10 protein-coding genes are annotated in these 12,233 nt (G+C 43.8%); 4 read left to right on the forward strand and 6 right to left on the reverse strand.

From position 1 onward, the window contains the following. Nucleotides 1-138: 138 nt before the first annotated feature. The 3 genes from MRK42_RS08920 to gmtX are packed head-to-tail and all read left to right on the forward strand — an operon-like array spanning nucleotide 139 to nucleotide 5,179. Nucleotides 139-1,539: a tyrosine-type recombinase/integrase gene (locus tag MRK42_RS08920; protein ID WP_164091218.1), complete on the forward strand. Its 1,401-nt coding sequence runs from the start codon at nucleotides 139-141 to the stop codon at nucleotides 1,537-1,539. Further along, nucleotides 1,536-4,508, forward strand: a complete 2,973-nt coding sequence (locus MRK42_RS08925; protein ID WP_182927755.1) for a VPA1269 family protein — start codon at nucleotides 1,536-1,538, stop codon at nucleotides 4,506-4,508. Before MRK42_RS08920 ends, MRK42_RS08925 begins: the two co-directional genes overlap by 4 nt. Then, entirely contained in the window at nucleotides 4,505-5,179 is a 675-nt protein-coding gene (gene gmtX / locus MRK42_RS08930; protein ID WP_076575968.1) for a gamma-mobile-trio protein GmtX, read from the forward strand. The genes MRK42_RS08925 and gmtX overlap by 4 nt, the downstream gene beginning before the upstream one ends. Nucleotides 5,180-5,320: 141 nt before the next feature. Here gmtX and MRK42_RS08935 read toward each other — a convergent pair. The 4 genes from MRK42_RS08935 to MRK42_RS08950 all read right to left on the reverse strand — a co-directional run bounded on the left by MRK42_RS08935 (nucleotide 5,321) and on the right by MRK42_RS08950 (nucleotide 8,624). Next, nucleotides 5,321-6,015, reverse strand: a protein-coding gene (locus tag MRK42_RS08935; protein WP_354689049.1) for an IS1 family transposase whose coding sequence is annotated in 2 segments (ribosomal slippage) — nucleotides 5,321-5,769 and nucleotides 5,769-6,015 — 696 coding nt in all. Because the reading frame shifts where the segments join, the coding sequence is not laid out codon by codon here. 31 nt (nucleotides 6,016-6,046) lie between these two features. Further along, complete coding sequence (locus MRK42_RS08940) at nucleotides 6,047-6,466, reverse strand: GAF domain-containing protein (protein ID WP_354689016.1); 420 nt, start codon at nucleotides 6,464-6,466, stop codon at nucleotides 6,047-6,049. Between the two features lie 257 nt (nucleotides 6,467-6,723). Further along, on the reverse strand, nucleotides 6,724-7,476 hold the full coding sequence (locus MRK42_RS08945; RefSeq protein ID WP_107683372.1) for a hypothetical protein: 753 nt from the start codon (nucleotides 7,474-7,476) through the stop codon (nucleotides 6,724-6,726). A 188-nt stretch (nucleotides 7,477-7,664) separates the two neighbouring features. Continuing rightward, a complete protein-coding gene (locus MRK42_RS08950) occupies nucleotides 7,665-8,624 on the reverse strand; it encodes a sensor domain-containing diguanylate cyclase (RefSeq protein WP_245131223.1) in 960 nt (319 codons plus the stop codon). 837 nt (nucleotides 8,625-9,461) lie between these two features. On the opposite strand from MRK42_RS08950, the gene MRK42_RS08955 reads away from it, so the two are divergent. Then, a complete protein-coding gene (locus MRK42_RS08955; protein WP_354689017.1) occupies nucleotides 9,462-10,073 on the forward strand; it encodes a hypothetical protein in 612 nt (203 codons plus the stop codon). Between the two features lie 46 nt (nucleotides 10,074-10,119). Here MRK42_RS08955 and MRK42_RS08960 read toward each other — a convergent pair whose 3' ends face one another. Next, the gene (locus MRK42_RS08960) at nucleotides 10,120-11,100 is read right to left on the reverse strand and encodes an IS5-like element IS5 family transposase (protein WP_279458731.1); all 981 of its coding nucleotides are present in this window, start codon (nucleotides 11,098-11,100) and stop codon (nucleotides 10,120-10,122) included. 572 nt (nucleotides 11,101-11,672) lie between these two features. Beyond that, a complete protein-coding gene (locus tag MRK42_RS08965; protein WP_201976755.1) occupies nucleotides 11,673-12,224 on the reverse strand; it encodes an antitoxin Xre/MbcA/ParS toxin-binding domain-containing protein in 552 nt (183 codons plus the stop codon). Between the last annotated feature and the right edge of the window lie 9 nt (nucleotides 12,225-12,233).

Consider the following 12,233-nt stretch of genomic DNA (forward strand, 5'->3'; position numbering starts at 1 on the left):
GATCTTACCATTAAGTTAACACATGGAACGTCATGTTAAAGGAGTGTTGCTTTGAGGTTGGGTGAGAATTCTCCAATAGGTAGGTCTCATGTTGTGATCATCCAGAAGTTGGCTGATGTCTCAACCATGAAGCTACCAATGTTATACTTGATTACTCCAAACGGGCTGTCTGTTTTCTGGCCTCTTGTTGAGTACTTCAAAGCTCGCCCAAATACTAGCTTGTCGTGGGCCAGACAAACGTCTAGAGCGCTGGGCCTGCTATATGATTTCTCCGTTGCTGTCGCCGATTTAGGTCTATCAAGACAAGAGCTTTTCCGGCGGTTCTCGCTGTCCCTTTGCCATGGCACTATTGATCCCGAGACCTATCAAGACAAGACAGGTCTTTATTGGGCCCCTGGTTCGGTTTCTGTGCAAAAAAAGATGTGCTCTAGCATAACTAGGTTTATCGCTTGGAAAGATGAAACCAGCAGGAAAGAGGATCCGGTTTTCCTTCGGTATTTAGAAGAAGTCCCACCTAGCCTAAGGAGGCTGCTGACGGCTAGTAAAATAATAGCCAGTAAATCCATGCTATATCACACCAAGGACGTCAACATGCTGGCGGAAGGGTTGGATAAGGCGAGGAAGTTTTTTGGTATGGAATTGGGTAATGATCCACGAGAGTCGATAGGTAACATTCGAACTGTCAACAACTTCCCTTCAGAGCTAATTCCTCAGCTAATAACACATGGCTTTATTCGTGATCCTCATGCAACTGATCCATTTGAACGAGAGGACATAACGGCCAAAATGATCACTATATTGCTTGCAGGCGGTGGGCTTAGAAAAGGGGAACCATTTCATCTCTGGTTTAATGATGTCGTGCCTGAACCTGCTAGAGGGTGCGCAGTAACCTTATTTCATCCCTCAGGCTCACAAACAGGTTTTAGAGGCAACAAACAAACCAGAGAGCAGTACCTAGCTCAGAGGAAAATGTTACCTAGAAATCGGAGTGGTGCTAGCAGAAGTCACCATGCTACTTGGAAATCTCTGGCCGTAGATAAAAAAACGCTGTCAGCGCCTGTTTATTTCATACATGAGTCGTACTCGTTCCTGTTTTGGGAAATGTATTTGCTCTACATGAACCGCTATCGTCCTTCACTAATGAAGAGTTACAAGGCTAATCACGGAACAGAACATCCATTTTTATTTGTATCTAATGGTGAAGATCGTGGGGCAGGCATCAGCTATCGAGGTGCTCCTTACTCAATGGCTGCATTCGATAAATCTTTTGAGAGGGCTCTAGGGCGGTTGGAGAAAAAACTTGGGCGGAAGTTGCCGCGTGGTCGAGATTATGGACTCAATCCGCATGCGTTACGGCACCACGTTGGACATGTAATGGCCGAAGCTGGAGTTGAGCCCCAGATAATTAAGGATGTAATGCACCATCGAACCATTGATGCTCAAGAAGTATACAAAAAACTACCACCAGATAAGGTTCAGAAGATCTTGGCCAGTTACACACTTAGCTCACAACTAAACAATATAGGAATGGTCAAATGAAATTGCGCGGTATCAGTGTAAGAAATGGCAACGCAATTGAACAAAATGATGAAATAACCCTATCTGTGATGATCATTTCTCCTTTTGCTGCATCCAAGGTTTCAAGAGAGGTTGAAAATGCGTTTGAGCGTTTGATAAAAAACTACAAAACGTGTAAATGGATGGTAACGTCTGAATTTTTTTACGCTAGATATGGGCAGTCGTACATGCCCAAAAATTTAAGAAGGCTACTTGTCCCAAAGTCAATAGTAGATAGGCTTGAAAAGGATATAGCCTCTCATGGGGTTGCTAATAGCCCAAAAAGTGAGCAAGCAAGAGCCACTCTCGTCAATAATATTATCACTGCTGCGAGTGAACTTCTTTTTCTGATGGAAAGGGAATACCTTAATGACGTCACTATGGAGGACTGGGAGGAGTTTTTAGCTCCTATAAGAACCGCCGACGGGGACCGGTATATTAATGATCTAAGCATTCATGATAAAGCAGGTTTAAAGGGGGTAGCTCAACTACTAACTTTAATGGTAGAAGGGTATAACTTCTCTAAGGCGATTCACGTAAAACGCTCAGATAAAGTCAACAAAGGCGAGGATCTTCTGGCTAAGCCGCCTGAGCATCTTGTTTCATGGGTTGAGCGTTGGAACCACTATATAGAATCAACTCGTAACTTTACGCTAAAAACTTATCATACTGCATTTCATCGATTTCGTATCTTCTTGGAAGATGTCTATTTTGGCACCCAAATACCATCGCCAGAAGAGTTCTTTAGCTCACAACCACCCGTAGATTTCATAGCATGGTCGGAAGCAAAGTTTCATGAAAAGTTATTTTCCAGTGAGGCCGCTCTCTGCGATTTTGTAAGATACAACACGAACTTTTCCAACTGGTTTATCGAAACCTATTTATCTGACACCGAAGAAAATGGTGATAAATTTTCTGCCGCATACCCATTAGTTCGTCCGCAAGCACTTAAATCTTTTTTTAATTCGCATAAAAGTGATTTGGATGTGCCAGGATCTTCTACCAAGGAGGTTATGCCATTATGGCTTAGAATGAGGTTAAGGGATTTGCTCTCAGGAGAAGATTATGCATGGCCAAAAACATTAAGTAGTGAATATAGTGACCATTTAACAAACGAACTAGGTGAGCCTCTCTGGTTACCTTCAGTTACATATATCTACCTGATGATGTTAGAAATTCCAGTTCGGCGTATCCAGTTGCTACGGTGTGATTCTGGAGAGGGCGATACTAAGCAATTCTCACCAGAGTTAAATAAATGGATTGCAAATAAATCAAGTACCGCTAATTTTTGGAAAAACGATCCTAAAGCTAGAGTTTATGACCGTGGTTTACTGAGAGAATCTCGCTCATTTGAAGAAAGTGACCAGAATCTGGTTCTTTACATAAACTCCAATAAAACAGCAGACAAAGATGTGGGGTTTAGTGAATTCTCTGGTTATGAAATTCCTTGGAAGCATCCCGAAATAATCCGTCTGGCAACAGAGTTAAGAGCATGGCAGGAAAAGTATAATCCGTGTTACAATCCTGTCTCTGCCAGAGAAATTCCAGATTCTGTATTTCCTCAAACAGCCAATCAGGCTATCGCAGATAGTATTCCTGACCGTTTTTATCTTTTCCGTTCGGGCATAAACTCGAAACGAAGTGCTGCAACTAGCATGGTCCCTCCAACTGAGCGTTCTCTAGTTCAGTATTGGAATCTGGCAATGGCTGAACTGGAAAAACAGCTTAATGAAGAGGGACTGGATATCCAACTTGTTCTTAATTGGAATGAGGTTGGACAACCCCAATTAGTATTCTTTACACCTCACGGATTAAGGGTTGCGGGACTAACCTCACTGGCAGAACAAGGGGTTCCAATTGATGTGCTTAGTAAGCTTGTTGCTGGGCACAAAAGCTTGACCATGACCCTCTATTACATAAAACATTCGGTAGCTCACGTCACAGAAATACTGAATGAGGCCAGTCACAATATCCTGCTAAGGGAACAGGAAGACTTTGCTCGGTGGATTAAGAGTTCTTCGTGGGATGAGGTGAAAAAATATGCAGCATACAATAGTGAAGATGCTGCAATCGCATTAAGCAGAAATTGTACTGCCATTGTCGGTATTTGGAATGCAACCCATCTAGGAATTTGCCCATACGGTGGTACGAGGTGTTACGATGGTGGAGAAGTTATTCGTAAAAATGGGAAAACTAATACTTATGGAGCGGTTTCAGATAAAGACTGTATTAATTGCCGTCATTTCATTACCGGTTCTCCTTGGAAAATGGAGTTGATAGTACACGGAAACAAATTACTACTTGAGATAGAGAAAAAGATAAAGGCAACTCAAGATGCCACCGAAAATGTGAATAAACTTCAGGTTAATTTGAGAACCGCCGTGAAGGCTGGAGAAAAGCCTGATGCAAAATTGAGGACTGATATTAACAAATTACACTCAATAATTGAGCGCCTTAGTAATGAAACAGATACTCTGATCCGTTCGCTTCATGCGACTCATAATCTCATCAGTAAAATTCGTCAGATACCAGATGGAAGTCCTGAAGGGGGGATTGATCTTGTTGTGCACTCACAAAGCCACTTCGATATAGAATATGCTGAGTCACCTAGCAATTTCAAAACACTAGATCTCGTTGTTCAGGCTAGCAGAATTTATATCAATGACCGTGATGAAAACTATGAGCGAGAACGTGATGAGGTGATGAATATTATCCTTCTAAACAACGGATATAAGCCGCTCATGATGCTACCGCTGACAATAGATGAAAAACGGAGAGTCGCAGATAGCCTGGCAAAACTGCTTGTAACTAGAGCCACAGGAGAGGAGATAGTAGCATTGCAATCAGGTAGTGTGACCCTAGAAGAGCTTGGCTTTACCCCTAGTATGCCGCGTGAAATGGCAAGACTACAGTTATCTAGTCAGATTTTGCACAAGGAAAATGATCAATGACACCCGTAACAATTAGCCAAGTAGAGGATTTGTATCAGGAATTATCAAAAAATAGAAAAGCAGACCAAAGGAAAATGCTTGCGAATATCCATGAGGTTTGTGCAAAGCTGGTAAAACAGGGTTCAACGCCTTCTGCCGCATCTGTAGTAAAAATATTAGGAACACAAGGGTATAAGATCTCGACTAGAACTATTTACAACAAACGTAATGGCCAAAATCCTTATCCCATTTTAATCGATGCTTGGATAGAGGTTCTGGCGGCGAAGAAGGTTAAGATTACTGAGACAATTGATAATGGAGTAATCCAAATTGATGAACAAGATTTAGCAAAAATTAGTGATCCAGTTCTTCAGCATAAAATGATGATATTCATTGGCCAAGTCCGTTCGCTAAAGGCTCAAAATGACGCATTGAGAAACATCGAGAAATTACCAGTTGTATCTATGGAGATAGGGACTACTAATTTGGTAGCAACAATATTGAGTGAGTTGAATCGGGAAGTTATCTCAAACCTGCTCAATCAATCTAACCCGAGTTTGTCTTTCAACAATGATGGGTGTCTGATAGCTAAGCGGCCGATTCCAGCAGGAACAGTACTTTCAGATCCAGGATTAGCAGAGGCGTTGGAAGCAATTCTGGACAGTCAAGATTTAGACTATAAGCAGAAATGACTTGTGAGGTTCTAATTATCACAAGACACCGACCTAAAATCGGTGTCTTGTTTACGCTACTTTCGTGCGCCCTTCCTTTGGTATCAATTCCAGAGCCCATTCAACGTGCTGTAGGGGATTCTGCTTGGGTAATGACTCCAATCAGTTGAAATGGTGTCTTTCTATAAAGGCACCAATCACTTTCTCGTGGAGCTCAACGGAACGAGAGAAGCAGATGGTCTTGCGAGCCAATCGCTTGATGCGAGTTCTGAGCGTCAGGTTGTTACGCTCGATACGCTGGGTGAATATCTTCCCGGTCAGATGCATCTCGCTCGGCACCTCTCTGGCATAGCTTCCCCAGTCATCACTGGTGATAAAGCCTATCTGGAACGGAGAAAGCAGGCTCAGCAACCGACGGCATGTCTCATCGTTGCGTGGGCCAAAGGTATATGCCACGACTCGTTTTCTCTTGGTATCAAAAGCATACCAAAGCCAATGTCGATGCTGTTTGTTGCCAACATAGGCCCACTGTTCATCAAGTTCACAGATAAGCGCCACGTCATAGAGCACCACCTTTTCGGAGGTTACTTGCCTTGGGGCGAGTTTTTTAGGGTGCGTATGACGGTGTTGATGCCAATCTTGAGGACGCGAGCAGTATCACGAACACCTGAGCCGTTGAACGCCATATCAACAATCTTGTCTTTGACGCCAGGCTTGCGGGCTTCATAGGTGTAGGTGAGCTGAAACACGTGCGGACAGACGGGGCAACGATAGCGAACATGGCCAGCAGGGGTCTTACCATGGCGATATACGTGGTCAGAGTTGCAACGAGGACAGTGAACGGGGATGGATGCCATGAAGCTGTCGGTCTCAAAAGAGTTCATCATATCAACTCAACCGATCGGATGCATCACCGCACAAGGAACCAATGTGCAGTCCATTCGTTATGACTAATGAGTGTCCAGCATAGAAGCGAATATATGGCTCCCCAATAACCATCGGATTCTCAGCATATAGGGGATCTTGAGTTGTATCCTCTATAACAAGCATGCTCTTTGTGAGAAACCCTTTTTTACAAAAGGAGATATTCGGAAGTGGTTCATGCATGTTTAGACCATAACAAGGTTTAGCCCATCCATGCTCATTATCTTCAAAGGATATTAGGGCAATAGGCACGTCAAAAATATTACGAGCCATCCTTGTTATACGAATGAAACGTTCCTCTGTAGGGGAATCAAGTGCTTGAAGACGGCGTAACGCATCTAGGCGTAGAAAGTCGGGATCTGAGGTTTCATGAAGAGGTTGCATCCTTGCTTCCTTTTTTCATATCGGTTTTAAACGCAAATAGTATGGCATTCTTTGAGATGCAACAGAATGGAATGTAGCATTACATATGACGGATTTTAGTTGTAGTGTGATCGTTAACACATTAGCTTCTCGCATGGGATTCAACTCGACAGGAGACCAAGCCAGCATCACATCATGAGCGGCCTCAATGGAAGCCTTGCGGCTAAGGGGAGACCATGGAGGATGATATTACAATGCGCGGCAAAAAATATTTCTAGTTAATCATGGTAGCAATATTTATCTTTCAACTGTTCAATCTTATTTTCCACTTTCATCATGTTTAGCGTAGAGGCTAATCTTTGTGCTAGCGTAAAATGCCTATTATTAAGATAGGCATAGCCTTCTAATTTATCTACAACGCCAGCCGAATGTACTTTTTCGTATTCTGGTGAGCTTTCAAGTAGGTCTTTTTTGTTTTTATCAAATACAAGGGTTTGCTCAATAAATATATCTGTACGCCCTTTTATCAGTTTTTTCAATCCCTGTTCTGTCGTATTCACATCAGTAAGTAAAGATGGTTTAATCAACTTTGAGAGAACCTCTCCTGCGCGCTTAGAACCTCTTCTAAACTCAATCTTTAAACCATCTTTGTTTAAGTCATCCCAAGAATTAAATTCTAACTTTTTATCATATACATATGCCTCGATAGTCACATAAAAATGTGACTCGTTCACTCTAATCATATTTTTTGTTTGTTGCTGATATTCTAATGGTCGATGTATCTCTCCATCGACACTTCCATTCTCAGCCAGAATTGGGGCTCGTCCACCAGGAACGCCACGATAAATTAGTTTATATCCTAGTCTGGAGAATGCCTCGCTGTAAATATTATGAAGCCAACATCCATACCTTGATTTGAAGGTGTCATCTGAACTCACCAAAACTATAGTGTTTTCAACAGCACTTACACCTAGCGAGAATATAATGAAAAAAATATAAAATATGTTTTTTATAAGGTTTTGTGAAAACATATAGATCTCACATTGACATATCATACGCTCAATATAGCTCAAAATTAAACTTTCTTCATTTTTAAATGAAAAATATATGATGACTACTGGATTGCTTTGTAATATTTACATATTTAACTTTAAAGATTACTCGCACGCCCTGTATCTAGAGTTACAACGCCGAACGACATAGAATGAATCGATGCCTATTATGAACGCTGCCCTTTGCATACATACATCTCCTCATCTGCTTGCCGGAGTAGTTGATCTAAATCAGGTGGAATACTAGCATCGTAAATAACAATTCCTAAGGAGCATGACAACTGGTATGGCTTACCACTATGACTATTGAAGTCATCTATTGCATGATTCAGCCGCTCTTTAATTCTCTGACAATGTTCACTACCAGTGCCAGGTAAAAGGACAACGAATTCATCCCCACCAAGGCGAGCGAATATATCAGCATCGCGGAATACTCGGCATAACAACTCGGCCATATGTCGCAACGCGTCATCGCCAATGTCATGACCAAACTTATCGTTAATTAGTTTGAAGTGATTTAGATCTAAAAAAAGTAAGGCCGCTGGGTGTTTTACACGAAATGCATATTTCAAACTTTTTTCGGCGAGCAGCATGAATCCTCTACGGTTAGTTATCCCCGTCAATTCATCTATGGTTGCTCTCTGAACGGCTTGTAACTCACTCTCAACCATGGATGCCAAATCAGCTAACAGCGCTTGGTCTCGTGGGCTAAAACCCCTGGGTTTAGAGTCTATGATGCACAATGTACCCAGCTTCAAACCGTTCCCAACTTCTAGTGGATGGCCTGCATAGAAGCGAATGTGTGGTTCCCCCGTGACTAAGGGGTTGTCAGAAAATCGTGGATCTTGGGCCGCGTCTTCAACTACAAACAGTTCTTCACCGAGAATTGCATGACCACAAAAAGAAATGTCTCGCGGTGTCTCCAATACCGGCAACCCACAACATGACTTGAACCACTGTCTGTTTTCATCCACCAATGAAACCAATGCGATGGGCACATCAAACATGTTGCGAGCCATCCTGGTAATCCGGTCAAAACGCTCCTCTGCGGGGCTATCAAGTATCGCTAAACGGCGCAATGCGTCTAAGCGAAGCGGTTCGTTATCCGGTACTACAGGGCTTTGCATCAACATCTCCTTGTTGTGTGGGCACTGTACGCTGCCAACATATACTGTGCATCTGTAGATCTGATGTACTGACAGTATATTACAGTAGGTAGACCTATGATTTCGAGCCATCTCATCTTTGATGACAGGAGCAGTGTTTGCACTCTTGGTAGCGTGGTTGTCGCTCGCTCGACAAACAAGAGCTCGCCTAGAATCCCCCTAGTTTTATTCGACCATCCTAGCAAAAAGCCATTCCGCAGTTAACTTGTTTGTCATTAATGAACTAACCTCATATCATCAAGTCTCCCAGTTTTTGCATCTGGATGTTTCACGATGGTCAGAGTCATTTTTCAAGCCAAGGTACATACCTCCGTTGACTCAGGCGGGTGGGTCGAAGTCCCACATTTATGCTTGCAACACTGCGTTATAGAGGACTTTAAGGCTCACCCTCGCTGGAGAAGATCCATCTCATCTTTAGAGCTGGATGAGATTCTCGAACAGCACACCACTAGGTTGTTTGGGGAGGCCAGGCGATTAGATCTGAACACTGTGCCTGAAGGTGTCTCTGTAGATGTGTTCGGGGCTTTGGCTATTGTTACTATAAATTTGATGCAGTGTGACACATACCATTGAAAATATAATATATTCAGACACTTATGACTTTAAAGCTCAGGCCATCGTCTTCATCGTAGACAAACCTTAACGTTCAGATTGTATGAACGGTAGTAAGTAGTTATCGAGCAAGTCGTCCTGAGGGGGCTCGTTCAGGTTCGAGGAGGGTGATCACAATGATGGGCTCATTTAAAGCTTTCTGGTATGGTTAGCCCATCAGATTTTTTCAGACAGGATGTCTGTGTAATGAGTGATAAAACCCAGTGGAAAACATGGTCATTGATTTCCCGCATGCGTCTTGGGTTAGTTCTGCTTTTCGTCCCCATATTAATTCTCGGGGCCATTTATTACTATCATATGACCGTCACTCTGCAACGTGATTTACAGCAACAGTTAGTATCCAAGAATGATCAACTTCATAATGTTTTGATTAAGCCATATCTTGATACCCTCACAACACAGTTTGAGCTTATCTATCGCAAGGTTGATTATAAAGACTTTATAAATAATAAGATCACGCATCAATCTGAATACTTACACGACTGGCGGCGTTATCAGGAAACTGCTGGGCTACAATACATCTATGTTGGCACAGAGCATCGACAATTGCTTGTTCATCCTGAATGGCAACCAGACTCAAATTTTAACCCACGCATAAGGCCATGGTATCAACTTGCCGTTAAAAATAAAGGCAAGATGGTTTGGACTGAACCATATTATGACTACATTTACGGAACGCTATCCCTCTCATTAGCTAAGGAAAGTGCGAATAAGCAGGTCATTTCTTCCCAAGCTGGCTCGCTGATTAAAATTTCGCGGATCCGGGCCGATTGTTCTCCCGTAAACACCTCGAATTAGCCTATTTAGGCCGTTTTTTCGCCATTCCTGGCGTTATTTCCGGTTTTTAGTGAGATCTCTCCCACTGACGTATCATCTGGTCCACCCGAAACAGGTTGGCCAGGGTGAATAACATCGCCAGTTGGTTATCGTTTTTCTGTAGCCCCTTGTATCTGGCTTTCACGAAGCCGAACTGCCGCTTGATGATGCGAAACGGGTGCTCCACTTTGGCCCGGATGCGGGCTTTCATGTATTCGATGTTGATGGCCGTTTTGTTCTTGCGTGGATGCTGTTTCAAGGTTCTTACCTTGCCGGGGCGCTCGGCGATCAGCCAGTCCACATCCACCTCGGCCAGCTCCTCGCGCTGTGGCGCCCCTTGGTAGCCGGCATCGGCTGAGACAAATTGCTCCTCTCCATGCAGCAGATTACCCAGCTGATTGAGGTCATGCTCGTTGGCCGCGGTGGTGACTAGGCTGTGGGTCAGGCCACTCTTGGCATCGACACCAATGTGGGCCTTCATGCCAAAGTGCCACTGATTGCCTTTCTTGGTCTGATGCATCTCCGGATCGCGTTGCTGCTCTTTGTTCTTGGTCGAGCTGGGTGCCTCAATGATGGTGGCATCGACCAAGGTGCCTTGAGTCATCATGACGCCTGCTTCGGCCAGCCAGCGATTGATGGTCTTGAACAATTGGCGGGCCAGTTGATGCTGCTCCAGCAGGTGGCGGAAATTCATGATGGTGGTGCGGTCCGGCAAGGCGCTATCCAGGGATAACCGGGCAAACAGACGCATGGAGGCGATTTCGTACAGAGCATCTTCCATCGCGCCATCGCTCAGGTTGTACCAATGCTGCATGCAGTGAATGCGTAGCATGGTTTCCAGCGGATAAGGTCGCCGGCCATTACCAGCCTTGGGGTAAAACGGCTCGATGACTTCCACCATGTTTTGCCATGGCAGAATCTGCTCCATGCGGGACAAGAAAATCTCTTTTCTGGTCTGACGGCGCTTACTGCTGAATTCACTGTCGGCGAAGGTGAGTTGATGACTCATGATGGCCCTCGGAAATGCGGCTCCGGATGAACATTATGATCTCATATCACAGACTTGTTCGCACCTTCCTTAGTAAAAAAGATATTAGTGCAAAAGAGCTTATAAATGCAGCTGACATTCAGGTTTACAACGCTAAACGCGATGGTAAGAATCGAATTTACGAGTGCATATCAATAACTACTGTTCATGACACCATGTAGCGTGAATCCCATATGATTGATATATATGCAAGAAATAAATTGAAGTTTTACTATTCAGTGCCTTAGGCACTAATTTAACCAGTTATTGTAAGGGTATCTCCTTCGATAGAATTCGTTATTAGATTGTTATGACCTTCAATTATGAGTGTTTATTGATGAAATAATAGCCGTGGGTGTACAAAACTGGTTTATCTTCGCTGCGTAGCAGCGGAATAATGGTGAGCTGCTTAAATTTAATTGAAGCTCTCATAATTAGTAAATGGACAGTTTTCCGAATTTTTCAAGTGGGGTAAATGAAATAAATTTCAAAAAATGATGAGATTGGTTGTTTTTGAAGCATTCTGTGGGGATTCGCCTATCAGAACCCTCGATTTAGTTGCACACCCCATGCTGAATCCGTCCCACCAAATTCACAACAGCCTGAACCCCCATCGGTGTATTCAGCAATGTGGCTGGAGCCACGCCACCGAGGCCCCAGGCTGGTCTGTTTATCCATGACAACGCCTTGGCAGTATCGTTCTTGTTGAGGGATAGTGCCGCATTGAGGGCCTGTACAACGCCGTATACCCTGGCACCCTGAGAGATTGATAGGGGAGCCCCAATCCTCAGCTTGCGAGCAACAGTGTGGCGGCTAATGCCTGCTAAGCGGCATATCAAACCTATGTCTGCACTCATCAATTCAGCCAGTCGATGAATGATGCCAGGAGCAACGCCAGCCACGATCCATAGATGTGCTCCTAGTGGGTCACGAGGAATACCAAGACCTTCTAGGAGACGGTTCGGAGTAACTGCGTCACTACTAGGATGATAGGTTGCATAGGGCATCATGTAGCACTCCTCATTGTACAAACACGACCTCTCATGAGCTATCCTACCCCAAACTGTCGTTTTGAGTGGAAAATTAACAACCAAATGCCCCTGCATTGAGGAGGG

It is taken from the genome of Aeromonas sp. 19NY04SH05-1 (assembly GCF_040581895.1).
Taxonomy (GTDB): Bacteria; Pseudomonadota; Gammaproteobacteria; order Enterobacterales; family Aeromonadaceae; genus Aeromonas; species Aeromonas enteropelogenes.